The organism is Lentzea flaviverrucosa (genome assembly GCF_003350445.1).
Taxonomy (GTDB): Bacteria; Actinomycetota; Actinomycetes; order Mycobacteriales; family Pseudonocardiaceae; genus Lentzea; species Lentzea californiensis.
Window position 1 is genome coordinate 1 of record NZ_QQAU01000013.1, and the last position, 23178, is coordinate 23178.

The following is a 23178-nucleotide window of genomic DNA, read 5'->3' on the forward strand; positions in this document are numbered from 1 at the left end:
GCATCGACACGGTGATCCCCTCCCCCAACTCCTACACCTCCAAGGTCTTCAAGGGCGGCGCCACCTCCTGTCCCGCCACGGGCGAACCGAACACCCGCTGGTACTGCCTGTCCAACCACAACGACCGCTACCCGCCACAAATGCCGCTGCGACAAGCGCTCGCGACGTCACCCAACACGGCGTTCGTGATGCTGGAGGAGAAGACCGGGCTTGATGCGGTGGTGGACATGGCGTCCCGGCTCGGCATGCGCAGGACGATGGCCACGAACATCGCCGGAGTACCGCCCACCACGAAGGGCCCCAAGGATCTGCGGATTTCTCAAAAGCAGTACTACACCGCCGACGCCAACGCCTCCTTCACCCTGGGCCCCGCACCGTCGAGCACCCTCGAACTCGCGAACGTCGCCGCGACGATCATGAGCGGCGGCACGTGGTGCAAACCCACCCCGATCCGGCGGGTGCTCGACCGGGACGGCGAACCCGTTGAGCTGAAACGACCTCCGTGCGAGCAGGCGGTCCCGGAACCGCTGGCCAACGCACTCGCCGCCGGCCTGGGCGACGACAGCAAAGGCATCGGCAGCTCGGCACAGGCAGCGCGCCAGGCAGGGTGGAAGCGTCCGATGATGGGCAAGACCGGGACGACCGAGGAGTACAAGTCCGCGGCGTACCTGGGAGCCACCCCCGACTACGCGGGCGCCGTCCAGGTGTTCAACGACAGCACCTCGCCCAAGGGCATCTGCATCGGCGGCGGACCACCGCGACTGTGCTCCAAGGGCAACATCTACGGCGGCACCGTGCCCGCCGCGACCTGGTTCGACACGATGACGAAGGTGCACGCCGGCCTACCGGAGAAGCCCCTGCCGCAGGTCGAGGAGCGCTACGTGCACGGCGATCCCGAGCTGACGGTGCCGGACGTCGTCGGCTCGGAGATCAGCAAGGCGTCGGCGATGTTGCGCGACGCGGGTTACCAGGTGACGACCGTGTCCATCAGCTCGCCCAAGCCGCGGGGCGCCGTGATCGCCCAGTCGCTGCGGGGCCTCTCCCTGCGAGGCGCACCAGTGATGCTCTCCGTCAGCAGCGGCCCCGTCCTGCCTCCCACGACGACATCCGCGCCGGAGCCGCTCTCCCCTGCCGCGATCTTGCCGCCTCCCGCTCCTGGAGTGCCGTCCGCACCGCACCCCGGCTGACCCCCTGGTGTGACCAGGACTGGTGGCGGGCCCGGCGCCAGCGGGGTGGCGACCACGCCCCGAGAACAGAAGTGGCAGGAAGACCATGTCTTCCTGCCACTTCAACTTATAACACGACAGGGGTCTTGCGGCAAGACCCCTGTCGTGGCGCAAAATCTCCCGCCTGCGCCGGAACAGCGGAACCCGGCGTGCATGACGAGCCCGGCAGGGCGGATGGGGGAAGCCGGCGGATGGGCAGCTACGTGCTGGGGTTCGAGGAGATCGGCCAGGCGCAGGTCGCGCTCTGCGGCGGCAAGGGAGCGCACCTGGGAGAGCTGTCGCGGATCGAGGGGATCCGCGTGCCGGCCGGTTTCTGCGTGACGACAGAAGCCTTCCGGCGGGTCGTGCGGGACGCGTCGTCGATCGGCGAACGGCTGGATCGGTTGGCACGCCTGGGTCCGGACGACCGGGAGGCGATCCGGGCGCGCAGTGCGGAGATCCGCCAGGCGATCGAGGAGATGATCGTTCCCGACGACGTGGCGACCGAGATCATGGGCCGTCTCGACGATCGGACCGCCTACGCCGTTCGATCGAGTGCCACGGCGGAGGACCTGCCATGGGCATCCTTCGCGGGCCAGCAGGACACGTACCTGAACGTCGCCGGGCCGGACGCGGTGCTGCGGCACGTCAGCCGGTGCTGGGCCTCGCTGTTCACCGAACGGGCCGTGATCTATCGGCAGCGCAACGGTTTCCACCACCGCGAGGTCCACATGGCCGTGGTCGTGCAGGAGATGGTCTTCCCGCACGCGGCCGGTGTGCTCTTCACGGCCGATCCCGCCACGTCCGACCGCACGGTGTCCTGTGTGGAGGCGAGCTTCGGCCTAGGTGAGGCGCTGGTGTCCGGCCGGGTGAACGCCGACGTCTACCGCGTCCGCGACGGCGGCGTCGTCACCAGGGCGGTCGCGGCCAAGAAGCTCGCGATCGAGGCCGTGCCGGACGGCGGGACGCGGGAACAGGCGATCGATCCGGCTCAGCAGGAACAGCCCGCGCTCACGGATGCACAGGTCGTGCGGCTCGCACAGCTCGGCAGGCGGATCGAGGCGCACTTCGGCCGGCCGCAGGACATCGAGTGGTGCCTGGCCGACGGCGGCTTCCAGTTCGTGCAGAGCAGGCCGATCACCACGCTGTTCCCCGTCCCCGAGGCCGTCGACGAGCAGAACCGCGTCTACGTGTCCGTCGGCCACCAGCAGATGATGACCGACGCCATGAGGCCGCTGGGACTGTCCGTGTGGCAGCTGACGACACCCCGGCCCATGGCCGAGGCGGGCGGGCGCCTGTTCGTCGACGTCACCGGCATCCTGACCGCACCGGCCAGCCGCACCGCGTTCCTGGACGTGGCGGGGAAGTCCGACCCGCTGATGGGCGACGCGCTGCGGACCGTCCTCGAACGCGACGGTTTTCTCCCGCCGGCGCCGGCGGGGCAAGCGGCACCACCGATTCCCGGCGCCGAGCCCGCCACGATCGACACCGATCCGGACGTCGTCACCGAGCTGATCGGCGACGCCGAGACGTCGGTGGCCGCGCTGAAGCGCGAGATCCGGGCGAAGTCCGGGGTCGAGTTGCTCGACTTCGTCCTCGCCGACTTCCCGGAGTTGCGCCGGATCCTGTTCGATGCGCGCAGCAACCAGGTGATCGTGGCGGGGATGCAGGCGACCCGGTGGCTCAACGAGAAGCTGCGGGAGTGGCTCGGCGAGAAGAACGCGGCCGACACCCTCACCCTCTCCGCGCCCCACAACGTCACGGCCGAGATGGGACTGGAACTCCTGGACGTCGCCGACGTGATCCGCCCGCACCCGGAAGTGGTGGCCTTCCTGCAGGAAGTCCAGGGCGACGACTTCCTGGACGAGATGGCCGGTCTCGACGGCGGGCCGCAGGCACGTGACGCCATCCGGCACTACCTGGGCAAGTACGGCATGCGCTGCGTCGGCGAGATCGACATCACCAGGCCGCGGTGGAGCGAGTACCCGAGCACCCTGCTGCCCCTGATCCTCACCAACGTCGCGAACTTCGAGCAAGGTGCCGGCGAACGCCGCTTCGAGCAGGGCCGGAAAACGGCGGAGGACAAGGAGGAGGAACTGCTGGAGCGCCTGCGGGCGTTGCCGGGCGGAGACGGGAAGGCCGGCGAGACGAAGCGGATGATCGACCGGGTCCGCACCTTCGCCGGATACCGCGAGTACCCGAAGTACTTCATGATCAGCCGCTACTTCGTCTACAAGCAGGCCCTGCTGGAGGAAGCCGAACGCCTTGCGGGCACCGGCGTGCTCGCCGACAGGGAGGACATCTTCTTCCTCACGTTGCGAGAACTTCGCGACGTGATCCGGACGAACGAGGCCGACGACGAACTCATCCGCCGGCGCAGGGACGACTTCAGGTCCTACCAGGCACTCACACCACCCCGAGTGCTCACTTCGGACGGTGAGACGATCACCGGCTCGTACCGGCGCGACGACCTGCCGGACGGCGCGCTCGTCGGACTGCCGGTGTCCAGCGGAACCGTGGAGGGACGGGCCAGGGTCGTCCTGGACATGGCCGAGGCGGAGATCGAACCGGGCGACATCCTGGTCACGGCCTACACCGACCCCAGCTGGTCACCGCTGTTCGTGGCGATCGCCGGCCTGGTGACGGAGGTCGGCGGCCTGATGACCCACGGCGCGGTGGTCGCACGGGAGTACGGCCTGCCGACGGTCGTCGGCCTGGAGCACGCCACCCGGCTCATCCAGGACGGGCAACGGATCCGCGTGAACGGCACCGACGGGTACGTCGAAATCCTTCCCACGACCTGACGATTCGTTGCGCGGAGCGCGGCTACGGGCGGGTTGGCGCGTGAGGTTCACGCGCGGCACGGGCAACGGTGTTCGAGTCGAAGATCGAATTCGGATGACTGCGTTCACCCGATCACCTGCACTTCCGCCGCGGAGTCACCTGGTGGACGCGGCAGCGCTCCACGGCTCTCCCCTGTCGCGCTTCATCGGCGGCACCTTGAAGTTCGCGTAGGAGTACTTGCCGGTGATCGAGCCGTCGGCGTCGAAGTGGAAGACGTCCATTCCCTGCCAGACCATGCGCGGGCCGTGCCGCAGCAGCCCGATCAACCGCAGGAGCGGGTAGACGCCGCGGCCGTGCCGCCCGGAGACGTCGATCCGGCACGCCCAGCGGATCGCCGCGCGTCGCCCGGACTCGTCGACGAGCTTGTCGTGGACGTCGAAGCGCATCGCGCCGTACCTGCCGGCGAACTGGGGCGCGAACTCCGCACGGATGGCGGCCTTGCCCCTGTGCTTCGCGCCGTCACCCGGTTCGTATTCGGCGTCGTCGGCGAAGAAGGCCATGACGCGGTCGAGGTCGTTGACGTTGAAGGCGTCGACGAACTCGTCGACCGTCGCGGACAGGGAGCGCTGCTGCTGGGTCATGAGTCGTGGCCTCCGGCCGCGCAGGGGTGTGGTGCTGACCGGCACGACAATAAAGGAACACCGTACTTTTAACAAAACCTCCTGGTAGAGTGCCCAGCGACATGGAAGCGTCGTTCCGGCGGGCACGACGCCCGGACCAGAAGGAGCAGCGGCGGGAGACGATCCTCGCGGCTGCCCGCGACCTCGCCCTCGACAAGGGCGTGGCCCAGGTCAGCCTGGGTGACGTCGCGGCCGCCGTCGGGCTGGTGAAGTCCAACGTCCTGCGCTATTTCGGCACCCGCGAAGAGATCTACCTGCAGATCACCATGCGCGACGGCACGGACTGGGCCGACGCGGTGCGTGACCGGCTCAAGAGCGCGTCCGGCATCGACCAGATGGCCTCGGCGCTGGCGGACTCCTTCGCTGAGCGGCCCCTGTACTGCGACCTGATCGGCCACGCCGAAACCATGCTGGAGCACAACGTCTCGCTCGAGGTGCTGCACACGTACAAGCTGTGGGCGATCGACATGTACGCGCGGACCGGTGAGCAGATCATGGCCGTGTGCCCGGAGTTGAGCGGCAGGGACGGCTCGTCCGTGGTGTTCGCCGCGGGAGCGTTCGTCGGCAGGCTGTACCCGCTGTCCCAGCCACCACCGACGCTCGCCGAGCTCTACGCCCGTGAACCCGGGATCGCGGCGGTGTTCCCGCCCTTCCGGCCGACGCTGCAGCGCTTCGTCGCGGCGACCGCCGCCGGCCTGCCCGCGGTCCGAGGCGATTCGTCCTGACCGCAGGTGCGCCTTGCCGGTCTCGGGGTTGATCCACAGCTGGTCGAGCGGATACATGTCGACGCTTGAGCCGTGAGCGTGGCACCCCAGCCGGAAGACCTGAGCGGGCCGGCGTCAGCCCTGCACGTTCTCTCGCTGATCTCGGTCATTGGCCGCTGCCTCGGCACGCCAGCCGAGAAGAATCGCGTGCAGGGCCTGTTCGGCCAGACGCCGGGCGCGGTCGTTGCCGACGTTGCCGAGGTGGCCGAGGTGGCCGAGAGAGGCGATGCCGTGCATCGTGCCCCAGAGGGTCTCGCAGGCCTCGTCGAGATCGGCCAGCACCACGCCGTGTCTGGCGGACCACGTGGTGAGCAACTCTTTGAGGGCGTCGACGGCCGGCTGTGCGGCGCGCCCGCGCTCGTCCGCATCAATCGCCGGGGCGTTCATGACCTGGTAGAGGTGGGGGTGCTCGCCGGCGAACCGCACGTACTGCGACGCCATGCGTCTCATGCGCAGGTCCACATCGGCCTCCTGGAAGGCGTGCAGGACCTCGGCCAGCATCAGGCGGTGGCCGTACGCCACCAGTTCCAGGACAAGCGCGTCCTTGTTGGCGAAGTGCTGGTAGACGACGGGTGCGGAGTACTCGACATCGCCGGCGATGCGCCGGATCGTCAGAGCCGCAGGGCCTTCGGTCTCGAGCACGTGCAGCGCCGCCTCGATGATCCGCTCGTGGGTGTTCGCGCGCTCGCGGGCCCGCCTCGTGCTGATTGACATGGTCCGTCACTTCGCCTCGATGGTGTCCTCGAACACTAGCCACCGCCCTTGACCGCGCTGACGGCATGCATCATGGTTAACAACGTTAGAAAATCTAACGTTGTTAGAAAGCGAGAGGTCGATCATGGTTCACCACATCTGCCGCATCACGATGAAGGCGACCGCGACGCCCTACACCGGCTCCGGCGTGGATCACTGACCGAGACTCTGGAACGGAGAGAACCGTCATGGTCGAACACGTCGTCATCGGCGCCGGATCCATCGGCAGCAACGTCGCTCGTCTGCTCGTCGAGCGCGGCCACAACGTCCGGATCATCACCCGCAGCGGCTCGGGGCCCGAGCACCCGTTGATCGACCGGGTCGCTGCGGACGCATCCGATCCATCCAGCCTGACCGAACTTTCCCGCGGCGCCCAGGCGATCTACCACTGCGCCAACCCGCCCTCCTACACGGAGTGGGAACGCCTGCTGCCGCCCCTGCAGGCAGCAGCCATCGCCGCCGCCAAGGCGAACGACGCCGTCCTCGCCCTGACCGGCAGCATGTACGCCTACGGCCCGCAGCCCGGTGGCCTGATGACCGAACGCACCCCCATGGCCGCCACCGGACACAAAGGACGGCTGCGCAAGCGGATGTGGGAACAGGCCCTCGCCGCGGGCATCCGCACGGTCGAGGTCCGCGGCTCCGACTACATCGGCAGGGGCGCCAACGGCATCTACTCCCTGCTCGTCGAGCCGGCCCTGACGAAGGGCAAGGCGGCCTGGATCACCGGTCACCTGGACATGCCGCACACCTTCACGGTCAACACCGACATGGCACAGGCACTGGTCACGCTCGCGTCGGAAGAACGGGCGTGGGGCAGGGCCTGGCACGTGCCGTCCCCGCCCGCCATCACGATCCGCGAGCTTGCCGGTCGCTACGCCACCGCAGCGGGCCGACCACCGATCAAACTGATCCAGCTGCCGCGCTTCGTCATGCGCGCAGCCGGACTGGTCGTGCCGATCGCCCGCGAGATGGCGGAGATGGACTACCAGTGGTACGCGCCGTTCCACATGGACGCGACGGAGACGGCCGGCACCTTCGGCCTGACCCCTACCGACCTCGACACCGCCGTCCGCGACGAAGTGAGCTGAAACTCCTGTCGCCACAACAGCTATGGCGCCGCAACGCTCGCTCCTGCTCGATGGGATGTACAAAGAAGCTGCGCTGAATCAGCCTCATTGACCGACCGCGAGGAGCGAGATGGATCCCAGGAGTCGCAACGGCATTGTGGGCATGTTCCTGGCGGCGGCCGCCACAGTGGCCACCCTGCTGCTCGAACTGCCGCTGGTCGTGCCGATCCTGCTGTTCCTCGGTGGATGCCTGCTGGGGGTCTACGTGGTGAGGCAGTCACTGCGCCGCCGCTGACACAAGGCAGGAAAGGGTACCGATCGCCGGTCGGTAACCCCCTTGGCCAAGCTGGCTGTCACATGCTCGACGGCCGGTTCCAGATGCGCCACCACTGCCTGCGAGACGTGGCTGGTACCGATTCGGAGTGCGGGACCGGTGCGCAGTCCTGCGCCGCGGAGGGGCGGGGCAGGTCGGGAAGTCCTGCAGCGAACGCGATGGAGCTGCGTTGATCGCGCCCGATGGGGACGGTGGAGAGCAGCTCCGTGATGCGGCGCTGCTGGGTGGCGGTCGGCTGCAGGTACATCGGCAACTCGCGCTGCCGGCCCAAGGCGGCCAACCGCGGGTCTGAGTCGTGGAGGAGCTCGAGATCAGCGATGACCGCTTCCCACCCGCCGCGGCGGCGGTGAAGCCACCATGCCCGGCGGCGAAGTTCCGGATCCCTTGCTGACTTGAGCGGGGCCAGATCGGTGAGAGACCACAGCCGAGGGCTGCTGACGAGGACCTCGCTGGCCAGCCGGGCCACTCGCGAGTGGTCACCGGCTACCGACCGGAGCAACAACGGGATGTCCTCGGCGGTGGCACCGCCCCGGAGCAACGACAGGCCGACCTTCCGCAGCGGAAGCTCCGTGCTGCGGACGAGGCCGACGATCTCCTGCCGTTCGATGGCGGTGCCGGTCTCGGCGAGCCCGATGTAGGCGCGAGCGCGCACGACGGGCTTGGCGGTGGAATGTGCGCACGTGGCATAGACAACGGCTGGATCGCGTCCCATCTCCTGCCAGCGACGACGAGCCCACAACCGGGTGAGCACAGAGGAGTCGAGCAGAAGCCGCTCCACGTCGGCGGGGTCGAGCTGCGCGGCCGTCAGCTTCACCAATGCCAGGGTGCGGCTCTCGGCGGACCGGTCGCGAAGCAGCACCCTGGCGATCACATCAGGAGTCGCCGAGTCGGCGATGACCTCGATGAGCCGCCGGCGGACCACTTGGTCCCTCTCTCCGGGCAGCAGCACGACCGCGTCCGGCAACCCGAGCAGTCCGGAGTCGAAGCTGTGCCGGAAGGCGGCACGGCGAAGGTCGTGGTCCGTGGACCTCCGGAAGTGGGCCCACACGTCCGCCTCGCCGTGCTCGGTGACCAGTGCGTGCAGGTACAGCGCCGAGACCTCGAAGCCCCGGCCTCGCTGCTCGATCCGACGCAGTAGCGGCACCACGTGGCCGGCGTGATCCAACGTCCGTCGTCGCAGCACCTCGCCCGCAGCCACCTCGCGGATCACTCGAACGTGGTCGTTGACTCGGACTGCCAGGGCACGATCGCTCAACGCGTCGAAGGAGGTGACCAAGGACCGAACGGCGCGCTCACGCACGTATCCGTCGGGGTGCATGCTGGCCAGTACCGCGACGACGGGCAACGGACTCGCCAGAACCTCACTCGTCCACTCCTCCGGCCTTCCCAGCGTCGGCCGTTCGTAGCGGAACTGGCGAGCATCGTGGTCGATCCGCAAGAACTCACGTGCGGTCACCGAGGTGAGCCAGGACGCGGTCTCGTCCAGAACGAGCCGGCCGCCCTGCACGGCCGCTACGGCACCTTCACCCAGTCTGCGACGGATCTGCGGCGGGGTCAGCATGCAGACGATTCTGGCGCCTCAGCGGCACCCAAGTGGAGTTCGGCGTCGATGATGTCGCGGGCGTCACCAGAAGCCTGCGCGTGTTGCACATGCCGTAGCGGTATGTGATGTCGTGGAGGTACCACGGCACGAAAGGTCCCTTCCTCGATGCACCCCTCCTTCACGCCTCCCCAGCAGGTCAAGATCGGTGATGCGGCCGCGTTCGCCGGAACCACGCCGCGCGCGATCCGCCACTACCACGAGATCGGTCTGCTGCCCGAGCCCGAGCGCGGCACGGACGGCCGGCGCCGTTACGGCTACGACGACATGATCCGGTTGCTGTGGATCCGCAGGATGGCGGAGGCCGGCATCAGCCTGGACGACATGCGGGCCGCCTTCCGCGAAGACCGGGACATCGAGGAGAGTCTGGGCCGGCTGGAGGAGACCCTGGCCGCCAAGGAGGCCGGCATCAAACGCCAGCGCGCCGTCGTCGAGCGCCTGCGGGCCGTGGGCAGCCCGCTCGGGCTGCTCTCCGAACTGGTGACGGACCGGCTCAGCCACCTGCCTCAGGGCGCATTGCGTCGCTCCGACCTGGACGCCCTGCTGGTCACGGAGCGGATGTTCGGCCCGCTTGGTGCTGCCATCCAGGCGAGCTCGTTCATCGTGCTGGCCACCTACCCCGACCTGCGAGCCGAGGAAGACCGTCTCGACGCTGCCGAGGCCGGCCTCGACGACGGCGTCGACCCCCTTGATCCCCGCGTCGAAGAACTCGCCGCACAGCGGTACGCCCACCACAAAGCCGTTGTGAAGGTCATCGAGGCAGACGGACTGGACGCCGACGAGGAGAAGCTCTTCGAGACCTACGACGCCGATCTGACGGGCGAGGAGCCCGCGCTGATGAGCGTCTCCGAAGCCATCACCAAGATGCCCTACGGCTTCTCCCCCGCCCGGCTCCGCTGCGTGGAACTCACGGGAAGGCTCATGGCCCAGGACCACGCCGTGGACAGCTGACCCGGCATGGCCGGCGATATCGTTCCCGTTGCGCGAGAAGCGAGAACGAGTTCGGCAGTCGTCCTCGCCACGCCGCCGCGGTGACGCCATCGGGTCGCCAGAACGGCTCGGGGTATCCCGCGACGTGTGCGATGCGCGGGCCGGTTGGCCCGCTCGATCATGATTGGGGGACACCGGGTTGAACCCGGAGGACGGTGGGTATTACGCGGCCACACAGCACTCTTGGAACGATCGGAAGCACCCTCATGACCTTGCACGCGCCGGACACCCTGTTCAGCCACCCCGAGACGCACCGCCCGCACGGGGCGCCCGGTTCGTCGCAGCTGGACCAGCCGACGTGGACGGACCTCTTCCAGGAGCCGCCGGCCGCACCGCGGACCTCCTCCGAGAACTGACAAGGCGACCACGTCCCGTCATCTTCACTTGAAGCTCGCCGCCTCCTCCCGCAACAAGCCCGTGCGATGTTCAACCCCGGTGCTCAAATATCCTGCGGGCACTGAAGCCCTCGCAGGGCCGGCCCGTTGGGCGTGGCCGCGGCGCTTGCCGGCAGCGGGGAGTCACACGGGAAGAGAGCGCGGCATGCAACGACGGGCGCTGCTGGGTCGCGAGGCGGAGCGCCGGGCACTGGCTGCCCTGGTCGAGCAGGCCGCCTCCGGGTCGGGTGGCGCGGTGGTCGTCCTCGGTGCCCCTGGGATCGGCAAGTCGGCGCTGGTCGCCGAGGCGGCGGCGCAGGCGTCGGAGCGCGGGACGCGGGTCATCACGGCGGTGGGGGTGGAGTCCGAAGAGGACGTGCCCTGCGCCGGTCTGCACCAGCTGGTCCACCAGTTGCGGGACGGGATCGACGACCTGCCCGGACGGCAACGTGCTGCGCTGCGTGCGGCCGTCGGGCTCGCCGACGAGGTCGTGCCCGACCTCTACCTCGTCGGGCTGGCCGCGCTGACGCTGTTGTCGGACGCGGCGGTGAAGGCGCCGTTGCTGGTGGTCGTCGAGGACGCTCACTGGATGGACGGGGCCAGTCTCGACGTGCTCGGGTTCGTCGCGCGGCGGATCGAGTCCGACCCGCTCGCGCTGGTCGCCGTCACCCGCAGCCTCGACGACCGGCTCGGCGGCGCCGGGTTGCCCGTGCTGAAGCTCGACCCGCTGACGGAGGAGGTGTCGGGTGAGCTGCTGGACGCGGTGGCGCCCGGCCTGGGGCAGCACGTCAGGCGGCGGCTGCTGGTGGAGGCGGCCGGGAACCCGCTGGCGTTGACCGAGCTGCCGGTCGCGCTGCAGTCGGTCGGTGGGGCGTACGCGCTCACGCCGGGTCCGCTGCCGTTGACCGAGCGGCTGGAGCGGACCTTCACGGCCCGGGTCTCCCGTCTTCCGGCCGACACCAGGGCGGTCCTCCTCCTCGCGGCCCTCAACGGCGACGGCACGATGGACGAGTGCCTCGCCGCCGCTGCCCGGATGCTCGGCGGAGCGGTCGACGTCGGCGCCCTGGAACCGGCGGTCAAGGCAGGCCTGGTGGAGCCCTGGGACCTGGTCTTCCGGCACCCGCTCGTCCGCTCGGCCATGCACCACGCGGCCACTGCCGCGGAACGGCAGGCCGCGCACGCCGCTCTCGCCTGCGAGCTCCAGGGGCAGCCCGACCGGCAGGCGTGGCACCGCGCTGCCGCCACCGCCGGTTCCGACGAGCAAGCGGCGCGAGACCTGGACTCCACGGCCGGCAGGGCTCTGCGGCGAGGTGGTGTCGCCGCGGCACTGGCCGCGCTGCGGCGAGCTGCGGAGCTGACCGCGGACCCCTCCGCTCGGGCGGACCGGTTGCTGCGTGCGGCCGAGCTCGCCCTGGAGTCGGGTCAATGCGACGTCGCCGCGCACCTGCTGGCCCAGGCGCGCTCGCTGGACCTCTCGGTCCGGGACCAGGGGCGTGCGGCCTGGGTCGGCATCGCCCTGGTCGAGGGGGCCGCGCAGGGCGAGGGCACCGCGACCGCCGAACTGGCCGAGCTGGCCGTCGGGATCGCCGCCGGTGGCGAGCCCGTGCTGGGGCTGCGCATGCTGTGGGGCGCGGTCCTGCACTGCTTCTGGGGAGAGCCGGGCCCGGCTGCTCGCCGGCGGGTCGCCGCCGCCGCCGACCGGATGCCCGTGGACGCGGGCAACGCCGACCTGGTGGCCCTGCGGGCGTACTGCGCGCCGGTCGAGCGCGGACGAGCCGTCCTCGAGGCCCTGACCGGTCAGCTGGACCGGTCGTCCGAGGACGCCGAAGGTGATCAGCTCCTGGGCGCTGCCGCGGTGACGGTGGGTGCGCCCGCCCTGGCGAGCCGGCTGGCCTCGAGGTCGCTGGACGCCCTGCGGGCACAGGGCCGGCTGTCGATGCTGGCCAGGGCCCTGTGCGTCCAGGCGGGCAGCGCCGCGCGGCTCGGTGACGTGCGCGCCGCTCACCTCGCCGCCGAGGAGGCCGCCGAGCTGGCCCGCGAGACCGGTCAGCCCCTCGTGCACGCGATGGTGCACGCCATCCGCGCACAGCTCGCCGCCGTCTGCGGCGACCCACACGCGGAGGCCTGGGCGGCAGAGGCGGAACGCACCGCGCTTCCCGGCAACGCGCGCCCGGCGCTGGCCATCGTGCAGATGGCCCGCGGGCAGGCAGCCCTCTGCCAGGGCCGTTACGGCGACGCCTTCGGGCACCTGCGCCGCGTCTTCGAGCCGGCCGACCCCGCCTTCCACCCCTGGCTGCGCTTCTACGGGGTCGCCGAGCTGGTCGAGGCGGCCGTGCGCAGCGAGTCCGCCGAAGCGGCGCGGAAGGTCCTGCGGGAGCTGGCCCCACTCGCCGAACAGACCCCCTCACCCGCCCTGCTGTGCGGGTTGCGCCTCGCACACGCCCTGCTCAGCCCGCCGGACGCCGCCGAGCAGCTCTACCGGACGGCCCTCGACGCCGTCCCCGTCGACTGGCCGTTCGAACGGGCGAGGGTGCACCTCGCCCTCGGCGCGTGGCTGCGGCGGCACCGCCGGCCCGCGGAGTCCCGCGTCGTCCTGCAGGCCGCCTGCGAGGTCTTCGACGCGCTCGGGGCGTCGGCCTGGGCGGAGCGGGCACGCCAGGAGCTGCGCGCCGCCGGCACTTCCTCGCCCCGTCAGGACCCGGCCGCCGTCGACCGGCTCACCTCGACCGAGCTGCACGTCGCCCAGCTCGCCGCGCAGGGGCTGACCAACCGGGAGATCGGCGAGCGGCTGTACGTCTCGCCCAGGACGGTGAGCACGCACCTCCAGCGGATGTTCCCCAAGCTGGGCGTGACGTCCCGCGGCGAGCTCGCCGCTGTGCTGCGCGGCACGATGACGTACGCCGAAGACGTCGTCTGACGGACGCGAACGGCCCTGCTCGCTTCCTAGGTTCTTGCCATGCCCTGTCCGCACACGGCGGACGGGCGCGGGAAGGCACCATGGGAACCATCACCGTCGGCACCGAGAACTCGACCGACGTCGAGCTGTACTACGAGGACCACGGCTCCGGCCAGCCGGTCGTCCTGATCCACGGCTACCCGCTCGACGGGCAGTCCTGGGAGAAGCAGACCGACGCTCTGGTCAAGGCCGGCTACCGCGTCATCACCTACGACCGCCGGGGCTTCGGCCGGTCGAGCAAGACCATGACGGGCTACGACTACGACACCTTCGCCGCTGACCTGGACAAGGTCCTGACCCGGCTCGACCTGCGGGACGTCGTCCTCGTCGGCTTCTCGATGGGCTCGGGTGAGGTCGCCCGCTACCTCGGCACCTACGGCTCGCAGCGAGTGGCGAAGGCGGCGTTCCTCGGTGCGCTGCAGCCGTTCCTGCTGCAGACGGAGGACAACCCGGCGGGCGTGCCGCAGTCGGTGTTCGACGGCATCGCCGAGCAGGCCGAGGCCGACCGCTATGCCTGGTACGAGAACTTCTTCGTCGACTTCTTCAACACCGACGAGACGCTCGGCTCCCGGCTGAGCGATGCCGCGCTGCGGGCGAACTGGGCCACCGCCATCGCCTCGGCGCCCGTGGCGGCGTACGCGTGCGTCCCGGCGTGGCTGACGGACTTCCGGGACGACGTGAAGAGCATCGACGTGCCGTCGCTGATCCTGCACGGCACCGCCGACCGCATCCTGCCGATCGACGCCACCGCCCGCGAGTTCCGCCGCCGCCTGCCCGACGCGCGCTACGTCGAGATCGACGGCGCCCCGCACGGCCTTCTGCTCACCCACGCGGCCGAGGTCAACGCCGCCCTGCTCGCCTTCCTCACAGACTGAGAACCGGACATGCACAGACGCAAGCACCGCATCACCGCTCTGCTGGCCGCACTCGCCGCTGTCGCCGGGCTCGCTCTGTTCGGCACGTCGAACGCCGTCGCAACCGGGCAGAAGCCCACGATCGTCCTCGTCCACGGCGCCTTCGCGGACGGTTCGAGCTGGAACCCCGTGATCGAGCGGCTGCAGCGGCGAGGCTTCACCGCCGTCGCCGTGGCCAACCCCCTGCGCGGAGTCGCCTCCGACGCCGAGACCCTCGACGCGCACCTCGCCGCCATCGACGGGCCTGTCGTGCTCGTCGGTCACTCCTACGGCGGTGCCGTCATCACCAACGCCAAGGCGCGTTCCCCGAAGGTGAAGGCACTGGTGTACGTCGCCGCCTTCGCCCCCGCTGAGGGTGAGGCCGCGGCGCAGCTCGCCGCGAAGTACCCCGGCAGCACGTTGGGTGAGACGCTGGCGCCGGTCGCGCTGTCCGACGGCTCGACGGACCTGAGCATCAAGCCTTCGCTCTTCCGGCAGCAGTTCGCGGCCGACGTCCCGGCGCGGCAGACCGCCCTGATGGCCGCCACCCAGCGCCCCATCCGGGACGCGGCCCTGAACGAGGCGTCCGGCGCACCCGCCTGGGCGAGCACCCCCTCGTGGTTCCTGCTCGCCGGCGCCGACAAGAACATCCCCTTGCGGGCGCAGAGGTTCATGGCCGACCGGGCCGGTTCACGCGCCACCGTGACCGTCGAGAAAGCCTCGCACGCCGTGGCGGTCTCGCGTCCGGACGCGGTCGTCGACCTCGTCCTCCGCGCCGCGCGCTGACGTCTCCCCCTGGCCCCGCGATCCTCAGGTCGCGGGGCCGCCCCTGCCGTTCCGACGAAGGAAAGTCATGCGTTTCAGTCCGTCCATCGTGCTGTCCCGGATCCTCGAGGGCACACTCGCCCTGCTCGGCGTCCCCATCTTCTTCGCGGACGTGAACGACACCAGGTGGATCGCGCTGTGGGACCTCATCGCCGTCGTCTATCTCATGATCCGCGTCATCCGCCTGAGTCGCGGCAAGCGGGCGGGCGACGACCAGGGCGCCTGGGTCAAGACCGCCCTGGGCCGCCGCAGCGGCACCCTGTTCACCCTGTTCACCAGCCTCGTCGGGATCACGTCCGGCCTGACCATCGTGCTCATCGAGGAAGGCACCCAAGCCGCAGTGGTCGACAAGGCCTTCGGCGTGCTCGCCGTGCTGCTGGCGTGGGCGATCCTGCACTTCGGCTACGCCGACCGCTACGCGCAGGCCTACTACAGCGCCCTGCCGGAGAAGCTGCTGGCGTTCCCCGGCACCGAACACCCGACGTACATCGACTTCACGTACTTCTCGTTCACCGTCGGCACCACCTTCGCGGTCTCCGACGTCGACTCGCAGACCTCCGGGATGCGGCTGCGGATCCTCGCGCACGGCGTGCTGTCGTTCATCTACAACACCGCGATGCTCGGCATCGCCATCGGCGTGATCAGCGGCTGACGCCGAGTGGCTTGACCGCGCGGACGATGGTCCCGTGCATGCCGTCGGCCGCCTCGTAGGCCGGCGTGATCTCGATGTCGGTGAACCCGGCGGCTTCGAGGCCCTCGCGGTACTCGGAGAACGTGAGAGCGCCGGCGATGCAGCTGACGTAGGAACCGCGTTCCGCTCGCTCGGCGGGCGTGAGGTGGTCGTCGGCCACCACGTCGGAGATGCCGATGCGGCCACCGGGGCGCAGGACGCGGAAGGTCTCGGCGAACACGGCGGGCTTGTCGACGGAGAGGTTGATGACGCAGTTGGAGATCACGACGTCGATGGTGCCGCCGGGCAACGGGATGGCCTCGATGTTCCCCTTGAGGAACTCGACGTTCGTGGCGCCTGCCTTGTCCGCATTGGACACTGCGAGCGCGAGCATCTCGTCGGTCATGTCCAGGCCGTAGGCCTTGCCGGTGGCGCCCACGCGGCGCGCGGAGAGCAGGACGTCGATGCCGCCGCCCGATCCCAGGTCCAGCACCCGCTCGCCCTCGCGGAGCTCGGCGACGGCGATGGGGTTGCCGCAGCCGAGCGAGGCGGCCACGGCCTCGGCGGGCAGTTCGTCGCGCTGCGCCGCCGGGTAGAGCGTGGCGCCGAAGGTCTCGTCGACCTGCGCGGTCTGCGGCCCGCAGCAGCCGCCTCCACCTTGGACGACGGCGGTCGCGGCGGCGGCGTAGCGGGCGCGAACGGTCTCGCGAAGCTCGGTCTGCTCGCTCATGACGGGGCTACCTCCAGGCTGTATCGACGTTTGTCTATGCAGTGTTGCGCGAAAGCCCGAGTGCCGTCAATATTGAAAGATGTCGAAGCAAGAGGCGGGCTGCTGCGCACCGCTGCCGGAGGACCCGCTGGCAGCGGTTCAGGCGGCCGAGCTGTCGATGATGTTCAAGGCGCTCGGCGACCCGGTGCGCCTGCGGCTGCTCTCGATGATCGCTTCGGGACCCGAGGCCGGGGTCTGCGTCTGCGAGCTGACGCCCGCGTTCGAGCTGTCCCAGCCCACGATCTCGCACCACCTCAAGCTGCTGCGGCAGGCGGGCCTGGTCGACTGCGAGCGCCGGGGTACGTGGGTCTACTACTGGGTGCGCCCGGAGACGACCGACCGCATGGCCGCGGTGCTGAGCAGCGTGGGCGAACGGCGCGCGGTCACGGCCTGAGCGTCGCCGCGATCTTCGCGACCGCCGCCTTCGCGGTCGGCCCGACCCCGATGAGGGTTGCGGACGCGGGGCCGGTCCAGCCGCCGTAGCCGAGCAGGTGCAGGCGCGGTTCCTCCACGGCCGTCGTGCCCTCGACGGCGACGTGGCCTCCGGTGTCGCGCAGTCGCAGCGGGGCCAGATGGCTCAGGGCGGGCCGGAATCCGGTGCAACACACCACGACGTCCGCATCGGACAAGGCTTCGGCGTCCATCGGGCTGGCGACGAGCAGTCCGTTGTCGCGGGCTTCGCGGACGGGCGGCACGGCCACGATGTCGCCGAGGTCGCTGACACTGCCGCGCCGGGTGGCGATGTCGAACAGAGCTTTGCCGTCGATCTCGTCGGGCATGTACCGCGGCGGCCGGCGGGTCATCCAGGTCAGCTCGGTGTGCGGCGCGAGGTCGGCGGCGATCTGCGCGCCGGAGTTGCCGCCGCCGACCACGACGACCTTCTGTCCCGCGAACTCGAGCGGGTCGCGGTAGTCCACGGTGTGCAGTTGGCGGCCGGGCAGGTCCATCAGCGGCCGGAAGGGTCGCCACCAGGTGCCCGTCGCGCTGATGACGTACCGCGCGGACCAGGTGCCGGAGTCGGTCCGCACCAGCAGCCGGTCGCCGTCGCGGGTCACCGAGGTGACCTGGACGGGCCGGTGGACGGGGATGTCGTAGCGCTTCTCGTAGTCGGTGAGGTAGTCGACGACGTGCTGCGCGGTCGGGTAACCGTCCGGAAAGGACGGCATGGGCCGGCCGGGCAGCGAGCTGTTGCGGGCGACGGAGAACAGGCGCAGCGAGTTCCACGTGAGCGGCCACGCTCCGCCCGGCATCGGCTGCGCGTCGAGCACCACGTGGCCGATGCCCGCGCGGCGCAGGTAGAAGGCGGCGGCCAGCCCTGCCTGACCGCCGCCGATCACCACGACGTCAGACTCGAGCACGGGTCACCCAGCGACGCCGCAGCCAGAGGCTGACGTACACGAGCGCAACGAGCACGGGCACCTCGATCAGCGGCCCGACCACACCGGCCAGCGCCTGACCGGAGGTCACGCCGAACACCCCGATCGCGACGGCGATGGCGAGCTCGAAGTTGTTGCCCGCCGCGGTGAACGCCAGCGTCGTGGTCCGCTCGTAGGAGAGTCCGGACGCCTTGCCGAGCGCGTAGGAACCGGCCCACATGATGGCGAAGTAGACGAGCAGCGGCAGCGCGATCCTGACGACGTCGAGCGGGCGGTTCGTGATGGTCTCGCCCTGCAGCGCGAACAGGACGACGATCGTGAACAGCAGGCCGTACAACGCGATCGGGCCCACGCGCGGCAGGAACTTCGACTCGTACCAGTCCCGGCCCTTCGACCGCTCCCCCAGCTTGCGGCTGAGGTAGCCGGCCAGCAGCGGGATGCCGAGGAAGATGAGCACGGACTTGGCGATCTCCCACGCGGAGAAGTCCACGGATGCGGTGTCCAGGCCGAGCCAGCCGGGCAGCAGGTCGAGGTAGAACCAGCCGAGCACGCCGAACATGACGACCTGGAACACGGAGTTGAGCGCCACGAGCACCGCGGCGGCCTCGCGGTCGCCGCACGCCAGGTCGTTCCAGATGATGACCATGGCGATGCAGCGGGCGAGACCGACGATGATGAGGCCGGTGCGGTACTCGGGCAGGTCGGCCAGGAAGATCCAGGCCAGCGCGAACATCAGCGCGGGGCCGAGGACCCAGTTCAGCACGAGCGACAGCACCATCGTGCGCTTGTCGCGGGTGACCGTGTCGAGCTTGTCGTAGCGGACCTTCGCGAGCACCGGGTACATCATCAGCAGCAGGCCGAGGGCGATCGGCAGCGAGACGCCGTCGACCTCCACCGCGTCCAGCACGCCCTGCAGGCCGGGGACGAACCGGCCGAGCAGCAGTCCGGCGACCATGGCGACGCCGATCCACACCGGCAGCAGTCTGTCCAGGAAGGACAGTCGGTGCAGCACGTCCGGTGCCGCGGTTTCCCTGGTGTTCAACGGGTTCCTTCAGATGTGGTCGGGTCAGTCGCAGCAGGCGCTGGTGTCGCGCAACGGACCTCCGGGCGCGAGCACGGCGGCGAGGGTGTCGATCGCGGAGTTGTCGATGCGGTACCAGCTCCAGGTACCGCGGCGTTCACGACTGAGCACACCGGCGTTGACGAGGATCTTGAGGTGGTGGCTGAGAGAGGACTGCGGCATGTCGAACTGGTCGGCCAGATCGCAGAAGCACGCCTCCTGGCCCTCGGTCCGGCGCACCAGGCTGACGAGCTCGACGCGGATCGGGTCGCCGAGCGCCTTGAACAGGCGGGCGGCGGTCGCCGAGTCGAGCAGCGTCTTCTCCGGGCTCGTCATGACGACGACCATAGCGGCTTGGATTGACAAAAGTCGATACACGGAGTGTGATCTGCATCGACGAACTTCGGTCCAAGGAGATCTGATGTCCCGCACCAGCGGACTCCCCCAGCACGAGCTCACCGCCCAGCTGCTCCGGATCACCGACGAGCTCTCCGACCGCTTCCACGGTGTGTTCTCCCGGGAGACCGTCGCCAAGGTCGTGGACGAGACCTACGACCTGCTCGCCGAGAATGCCAGTGTCACCACCTACCTGCCGGTCCTGACCGCGCGCTTCACCCGCCAGCGGCTGACCGACCAGGGCCGCGCCGACGGCCTGACCACCATCACCGTGCCGCAGGTGCTGTTCATCTGCGTCCACAACGCGGGCCGGTCGCAGATCGCCGCCGCGCTGCTGGAGCACCACGCGTTCGGCAAGGTCTCCGTCCGCTCGGCCGGGAGCAAGCCGACCGGCACCATCCCGCAGACCGTCACCGACGCGCTGGCCGAGCTCGGCATCGAGCTGACCGAGGCGTTCCCCAAGCCGCTGACCGACGAGGTCGTGCGCGCCGCCGACGTCGTGGTCACCATGGGCTGCGGCGACACCTGCCCGGTCTACCCCGGCAAGCGCTACCTCGACTGGGACGTCGCCGACCCGGCCGGGGCCTCGCTCAACACCGTCCGCGACGTCCGCGACGACATCGACCGCCGCGTCCGCGGCCTGCTGTCCGAACTGCTCCACGACTGAGAATCCCGCTGGGAACAAGGAGAACCACCGTGTCCAAGACCCCCGAGGTGCTGTTCGTCTGCGTGCACAACGCGGGCCGCTCCCAGATGGCCGCGGCACTGCTGCAGCACTACGGCATGGGCCGGATCAGCGTGCGCTCGGCCGGTTCCGAACCCGCCGAGAAGGTCAACCCCGCCGCCGCGGCGGCCTTGGCGGAGTGGGGACTCGACATCACCGCCGAGGTCCCGTCGAAGCTCACGACGGAGGACGTCGAGGCGTCCGACGTGGTGATCACGATGGGCTGCGGCGACACCTGCCCGGTGTTCCCCGGCAAGCGCTACCTGGACTGGCAGCTCGAAGACCCCGCCGGACAGGGCATCGACTCCGTGCGCCCGATCCGCGACGACATCGACCGCCGCGTCCGCGGGCTGGTCGCGGAGCTCCTCGGCTAACGCGGCACGCTGGCGGTCGACAACCCGGCCGCCAGCACCCCGATCACGCCCAGCACCACGAACACGGCCGGGTAGCCGCCCAGCCACGCCGCCATCGCGCTGCCCGCCCACGGCGCGATGGCCGCGGTGAGCATGACGGGCGCGGTGAGCAGGCCGTTGAGCTGTCCATAATGGACGGCTCCCCAGCGGTCCGTGATCGCGGTCGCCTGGACGAGCGTGAAGATCCCGCGCGTGACACCGGCGAGCACCGAGCCCGCGATCAGCAGCAGCGCCGGACCGGGCACCACGCCGAGCAGAGCGGTCACCACCGCGCTCACCAGGAGGATCAGCACCGTGCGAGTGCGTACCGAGGTCCTCGCGGCCAGCCTGGCGTAGCCGAGCCGGCCGAGCACCTGGCCCACGCCGCCCAGGCCGAGTGCGACCGCGGCGGCCGAGGTGGTCATGCCGCGTTCGGTCAGCAGCGGGACGAGGTTGATCACGACCGCGTACACGCTGAACGCGGCCAGGCTCATCGCGACCACGAGCACCAGGAACGGCCTGCTGCGCGCCACCGCCGACGGCGCGTGGGCGGTCTCGTGCTCCACCGCCGGCCATGGCAGCCGCAGGCCCCACAAGTGCAGCGGGATCGTCGTGACAGCGAGGAATCCGGCGAGAACCAGGTAGGTGCCGCGCCAGTCGAGTCGTTCGTTCAGCACAGCGGTCAGCGGCGCGAACACGGTGCTGGCCAGTCCGGCGACCAGCGTCAGGGCGGTCAGCGCGGACACCCGGCGCGGCCCGTACCAGCGGGTCAGCGCGGCGAACGCGGGTGCGTAGAAGATCCCGGCCATGGCGACACCGGCCAGCAGCCACGCCGCCGTGAACCACACCAGCGAGTCCGCGGTCGCCAGCGCGGCGAGCGCGAGCACGGCGACGATCGATCCGGTGGTCATGATGGCGCGCGGACCGTGCCGGTCGAGCAGTCTCCCGACCGGGATTCCCACCAGGCCCGCGACGACCTGGCTGGCGGAGAACCCGGCCGTGATCGCCGCGAGCGACCACCCGGTGCTGGCGCTGATCGTCGGCAGCAGCACCGGGAAGGCGTAGTAGAGCACTCCCCAGCTGATGATCTCGGTGGTGCACAGGACGATCAGCACGCGGCGCAGCCCGGCGTCGATGCCGGGCCGCGCCGTCGTGTCAGCGTGCACTGGGCACGAGTCCGATCGTCACGTCGACCGTCTCCGGCGCGCTGCAGCAGCCGCCGCTGTTCTTCTGCTCCGCGGGAGCGTCGAACACGCCGGCACCGCCGCAGACCCCGGTCTCGGGCAGCACCAGCTCGACGCGCCCGGCCGCCTCGTGGTCACCGGCGATCGCGGCCACGACGGACCGCGCCTGCTCGTAGCCCGTCAGCGACAGGAACGTCGGCGCACGGCCGTAGCTCTTCATGCCCACCAGGTAAACACCCGGCTCGGGATGCCGCAGCTCGTTTTCACCATGTGGGTAGACGGTGCCGCACGAGTGGACGTTCGGGTCGATCAACGGCGCGAGCTTCGACGGCGCCTGCAGCACCGGGTCGAGGTCGAGCCGGACCTCCGACAACCACGACAGGTCAGGCCGGAACCCCGTCAGCACCACGACTTCGTCGACTCCCTCGACGCGGTGACCGTCGAACGACTCCAGGGCGAGCCTGCCGTCGCCGCCCCGTTCCACCGCGGCCGTGCGGAACCCGGTGACGGTCTCGACGTACCCGGCCTCGGCCGCCTTCCTCGCCCGCAGACCGAGAGCGCCGCGCGCGGGCAGCTGGTCGGACTCGCCGCCACCGAAGACGTTGCCCACGGCACCTCGGCGCAGCAGCCACACGATCTTCGTGCCGGGCTCCCGCTCGGCCAGTTCCGCCAGCGCGATCAACGCGGTGAGCGCCGAGTGACCACTGCCCGCGACCGCGATCCGCTTGCCCGCGTAGCGCGTGCGCTCGGCGGCGAGGTCGGGCACGCGGTAGTTGATCTGCGCCGCCGCTGCCTCCTCCCCCGCCGCGGGCAGGCCGTCGCCGCCCAGCGGGTTCGGCGAACCGAAGGTGCCGGAGGCGTCGATCACAGCGCGGGCCGCGATCCGCTCCTCGCCGTGGGCGGTCTGGACGTGCACGGTCAGCGGCTCGTCCTCGCGGCCCGCGTCCACGACGCGGTCGCGTCCTCGCCGGGCGACCCCGACGACCTTCGCGCCGAACCGCACCCCGTCACCGAGGACCTCGGCCAGCGGGGTGAGGTACAGGTCGGCCCACTCCGCGCCGGTGGGGTAGACGTCGCCGTCCGGCCGCACCCACCCGGCCGGGACGAGCAGCCGCTCGGCGGCCGGGTCGACGAGCTCGCTCCACCGCGAGAACAACCGCACGTAGTTCCACTGCGACACAGCCGCACCCGCACGGTCGCCCGCCTCCAGCACGAGCACCCGCTCGCCCCGCTCGACCAGGTGCGCCGCCGCGGACAACCCCGCAGGCCCGGCACCGACCACGACGACTGGCAACTCACTCACGACGCACCCCTTGTATCGACGGATTTCGAATCAACACCGCGGACTGTATCGACCGGGATCGATTGACGCAACCATC

General features: G+C 70.3%; 23 protein-coding genes. 14 read left to right on the forward strand and 9 right to left on the reverse strand.

Annotation, left to right across the window (positions count from 1 at the left end; all coding sequences use genetic code 11):
- Together DFR72_RS32445 and rph are read left to right on the forward strand one after the other, a co-directional pair.
- Nucleotides 1–1187 (forward strand): penicillin-binding transpeptidase domain-containing protein (locus tag DFR72_RS32445; RefSeq protein WP_114773843.1); only part of this gene is annotated, 1187 nt, incomplete at its 5' end.
- Nucleotides 1188–1417: 230 nt separating this feature from the next.
- Entirely contained in the window at nucleotides 1418–4009 is a 2592-nt protein-coding gene (rph, locus tag DFR72_RS32450; protein ID WP_090070479.1) for a rifamycin-inactivating phosphotransferase, read from the forward strand.
- 135 nt (nucleotides 4010–4144) lie between these two features.
- On the opposite strand, the gene DFR72_RS32455 is transcribed toward rph, so the two are convergent.
- Entirely contained in the window at nucleotides 4145–4630 is a 486-nt protein-coding gene (locus DFR72_RS32455) for a YybH family protein (RefSeq protein WP_090070477.1), read from the reverse strand.
- A gap of 101 nt (nucleotides 4631–4731) precedes the next feature.
- On the opposite strand from DFR72_RS32455, the gene DFR72_RS32460 reads away from it, so the two are divergent.
- Entirely contained in the window at nucleotides 4732–5394 is a 663-nt protein-coding gene (locus DFR72_RS32460; protein WP_090070548.1) for a TetR/AcrR family transcriptional regulator, read from the forward strand.
- 114 nt (nucleotides 5395–5508) lie between these two features.
- Here DFR72_RS32460 and DFR72_RS32465 read toward each other — a convergent pair whose 3' ends face one another.
- Nucleotides 5509–6147, reverse strand: a complete 639-nt coding sequence (locus tag DFR72_RS32465; RefSeq protein ID WP_090070475.1) for a TetR/AcrR family transcriptional regulator — start codon at nucleotides 6145–6147, stop codon at nucleotides 5509–5511.
- 227 nt (nucleotides 6148–6374) lie between these two features.
- On the opposite strand from DFR72_RS32465, the gene DFR72_RS32470 reads away from it, so the two are divergent.
- Entirely contained in the window at nucleotides 6375–7277 is a 903-nt protein-coding gene (locus tag DFR72_RS32470; RefSeq protein WP_090070473.1) for an NAD-dependent epimerase/dehydratase family protein, read from the forward strand.
- A gap of 109 nt (nucleotides 7278–7386) precedes the next feature.
- On the forward strand, nucleotides 7387–7551 hold the full coding sequence (locus DFR72_RS45850) for a hypothetical protein (protein WP_170176512.1): 165 nt from the start codon (nucleotides 7387–7389) through the stop codon (nucleotides 7549–7551).
- Between the two features lie 58 nt (nucleotides 7552–7609).
- On the opposite strand, the gene DFR72_RS32475 is transcribed toward DFR72_RS45850, so the two are convergent.
- On the reverse strand, nucleotides 7610–9151 hold the full coding sequence (locus DFR72_RS32475; RefSeq protein WP_090070472.1) for a hypothetical protein: 1542 nt from the start codon (nucleotides 9149–9151) through the stop codon (nucleotides 7610–7612).
- Nucleotides 9152–9298: 147 nt separating this feature from the next.
- Between DFR72_RS32475 and DFR72_RS32480 the strand changes: the two genes are divergently transcribed.
- From DFR72_RS32480 to DFR72_RS32500, 6 genes are all read left to right on the forward strand, one after another.
- Nucleotides 9299–10141: a MerR family transcriptional regulator gene (locus DFR72_RS32480; protein WP_090070470.1), complete on the forward strand. Its 843-nt coding sequence runs from the start codon at nucleotides 9299–9301 to the stop codon at nucleotides 10139–10141.
- Nucleotides 10142–10386: 245 nt separating this feature from the next.
- Nucleotides 10387–10536, forward strand: coding sequence for a hypothetical protein (locus DFR72_RS45855; RefSeq protein ID WP_170176513.1), 150 nt, complete (start codon nucleotides 10387–10389; stop codon nucleotides 10534–10536).
- A 184-nt stretch (nucleotides 10537–10720) separates the two neighbouring features.
- Nucleotides 10721–13471, forward strand: coding sequence for an ATP-binding protein (locus tag DFR72_RS32485; RefSeq protein WP_090070469.1), 2751 nt, complete (start codon nucleotides 10721–10723; stop codon nucleotides 13469–13471).
- Between the two features lie 80 nt (nucleotides 13472–13551).
- A complete protein-coding gene (locus tag DFR72_RS32490) occupies nucleotides 13552–14385 on the forward strand; it encodes an alpha/beta fold hydrolase (RefSeq protein ID WP_090070467.1) in 834 nt (277 codons plus the stop codon).
- Nucleotides 14386–14394: 9 nt separating this feature from the next.
- A complete protein-coding gene (locus tag DFR72_RS32495) occupies nucleotides 14395–15189 on the forward strand; it encodes an alpha/beta fold hydrolase (protein WP_090070465.1) in 795 nt (264 codons plus the stop codon).
- 67 nt (nucleotides 15190–15256) lie between these two features.
- Nucleotides 15257–15880 (forward strand): DUF1345 domain-containing protein, encoded by a 624-nt coding sequence (locus DFR72_RS32500; RefSeq protein ID WP_090070463.1) that lies wholly within the window; start codon nucleotides 15257–15259, stop codon nucleotides 15878–15880.
- On the opposite strand, the gene arsM is transcribed toward DFR72_RS32500, so the two are convergent.
- Nucleotides 15870–16628 carry an arsenite methyltransferase gene (arsM, locus tag DFR72_RS32505; RefSeq protein ID WP_090070462.1) on the reverse strand — a complete coding sequence of 253 codons (759 nt, stop codon included), beginning with the start codon at nucleotides 16626–16628 and terminating at the stop codon, nucleotides 15870–15872. The two genes, DFR72_RS32500 and arsM, sit on opposite strands and share 11 nt — an antisense overlap.
- Nucleotides 16629–16707: 79 nt before the next feature.
- Between arsM and DFR72_RS32510 the strand changes: the two genes are divergently transcribed.
- Entirely contained in the window at nucleotides 16708–17061 is a 354-nt protein-coding gene (locus tag DFR72_RS32510) for an ArsR/SmtB family transcription factor (protein WP_090070461.1), read from the forward strand.
- Here the strand turns inward: DFR72_RS32510 and DFR72_RS32515 are convergent.
- Genes DFR72_RS32515 through DFR72_RS32525 form a run of 3 tightly spaced genes read right to left on the reverse strand, consistent with a single transcriptional unit; the run spans nucleotide 17051 to nucleotide 19439 of the window.
- Entirely contained in the window at nucleotides 17051–18025 is a 975-nt protein-coding gene (locus DFR72_RS32515; RefSeq protein ID WP_090070460.1) for an ArsO family NAD(P)H-dependent flavin-containing monooxygenase, read from the reverse strand. The genes DFR72_RS32510 and DFR72_RS32515 overlap by 11 nt on opposite strands.
- Nucleotides 18012–19085 (reverse strand): ACR3 family arsenite efflux transporter, encoded by a 1074-nt coding sequence (gene arsB, locus DFR72_RS32520; protein ID WP_090070459.1) that lies wholly within the window; start codon nucleotides 19083–19085, stop codon nucleotides 18012–18014. The genes DFR72_RS32515 and arsB overlap by 14 nt, the downstream gene beginning before the upstream one ends.
- A 24-nt stretch (nucleotides 19086–19109) precedes the next feature.
- Entirely contained in the window at nucleotides 19110–19439 is a 330-nt protein-coding gene (locus DFR72_RS32525) for an ArsR/SmtB family transcription factor (protein ID WP_245983708.1), read from the reverse strand.
- 85 nt (nucleotides 19440–19524) lie between these two features.
- Here DFR72_RS32525 and DFR72_RS32530 point away from each other — a divergent pair, with 85 nt between their 5' ends.
- Both DFR72_RS32530 and DFR72_RS32535 read left to right on the forward strand, forming a co-directional pair.
- A complete protein-coding gene (locus DFR72_RS32530; protein WP_090070454.1) occupies nucleotides 19525–20166 on the forward strand; it encodes an arsenate reductase/protein-tyrosine-phosphatase family protein in 642 nt (213 codons plus the stop codon).
- A 29-nt stretch (nucleotides 20167–20195) separates the two neighbouring features.
- Entirely contained in the window at nucleotides 20196–20597 is a 402-nt protein-coding gene (locus tag DFR72_RS32535) for an arsenate-mycothiol transferase ArsC (protein ID WP_090070452.1), read from the forward strand.
- Here DFR72_RS32535 and DFR72_RS32540 read toward each other — a convergent pair.
- Together DFR72_RS32540 and DFR72_RS32545 are read right to left on the reverse strand one after the other, a co-directional pair.
- Nucleotides 20594–21781 carry an MFS transporter gene (locus tag DFR72_RS32540; protein WP_090070450.1) on the reverse strand — a complete coding sequence of 396 codons (1188 nt, stop codon included), beginning with the start codon at nucleotides 21779–21781 and terminating at the stop codon, nucleotides 20594–20596. The two genes, DFR72_RS32535 and DFR72_RS32540, sit on opposite strands and share 4 nt — an antisense overlap.
- Nucleotides 21771–23102 (reverse strand): FAD-dependent oxidoreductase, encoded by a 1332-nt coding sequence (locus DFR72_RS32545; RefSeq protein ID WP_090070448.1) that lies wholly within the window; start codon nucleotides 23100–23102, stop codon nucleotides 21771–21773. Before DFR72_RS32545 ends, DFR72_RS32540 begins: the two co-directional genes overlap by 11 nt.
- Between the last annotated feature and the right edge of the window lie 76 nt (nucleotides 23103–23178).

Coding starts and splice junctions, on each gene's coding strand:
- DFR72_RS45850 (WP_170176512.1), top strand. CDS start 7,387: ATGGATCCCAGGAGTCGCAACGGCATTGTGGGCATGTTCCTGGCGGCG.
- DFR72_RS32475 (WP_090070472.1), bottom strand. CDS start 9,151: ATGCTGACCCCGCCGCAGATCCGTCGCAGACTGGGTGAAGGTGCCGTA.
- arsM (WP_090070462.1), bottom strand. CDS start 16,628: ATGAGCGAGCAGACCGAGCTTCGCGAGACCGTTCGCGCCCGCTACGCC.
- DFR72_RS32495 (WP_090070465.1), top strand. CDS start 14,395: ATGCACAGACGCAAGCACCGCATCACCGCTCTGCTGGCCGCACTCGCC.
- DFR72_RS32525 (WP_245983708.1), bottom strand. CDS start 19,439: ATGACGAGCCCGGAGAAGACGCTGCTCGACTCGGCGACCGCCGCCCGC.
- DFR72_RS32490 (WP_090070467.1), top strand. CDS start 13,552: ATGGGAACCATCACCGTCGGCACCGAGAACTCGACCGACGTCGAGCTG.
- DFR72_RS32500 (WP_090070463.1), top strand. CDS start 15,257: ATGCGTTTCAGTCCGTCCATCGTGCTGTCCCGGATCCTCGAGGGCACA.
- DFR72_RS32465 (WP_090070475.1), bottom strand. CDS start 6,147: ATGTCAATCAGCACGAGGCGGGCCCGCGAGCGCGCGAACACCCACGAG.
- DFR72_RS32470 (WP_090070473.1), top strand. CDS start 6,375: ATGGTCGAACACGTCGTCATCGGCGCCGGATCCATCGGCAGCAACGTC.
- DFR72_RS45855 (WP_170176513.1), top strand. CDS start 10,387: ATGACCTTGCACGCGCCGGACACCCTGTTCAGCCACCCCGAGACGCAC.
- DFR72_RS32530 (WP_090070454.1), top strand. CDS start 19,525: ATGTCCCGCACCAGCGGACTCCCCCAGCACGAGCTCACCGCCCAGCTG.
- DFR72_RS32510 (WP_090070461.1), top strand. CDS start 16,708: ATGTCGAAGCAAGAGGCGGGCTGCTGCGCACCGCTGCCGGAGGACCCG.
- DFR72_RS32480 (WP_090070470.1), top strand. CDS start 9,299: ATGCACCCCTCCTTCACGCCTCCCCAGCAGGTCAAGATCGGTGATGCG.
- rph (WP_090070479.1), top strand. CDS start 1,418: ATGGGCAGCTACGTGCTGGGGTTCGAGGAGATCGGCCAGGCGCAGGTC.
- DFR72_RS32455 (WP_090070477.1), bottom strand. CDS start 4,630: ATGACCCAGCAGCAGCGCTCCCTGTCCGCGACGGTCGACGAGTTCGTC.
- DFR72_RS32460 (WP_090070548.1), top strand. CDS start 4,732: ATGGAAGCGTCGTTCCGGCGGGCACGACGCCCGGACCAGAAGGAGCAG.
- DFR72_RS32485 (WP_090070469.1), top strand. CDS start 10,721: ATGCAACGACGGGCGCTGCTGGGTCGCGAGGCGGAGCGCCGGGCACTG.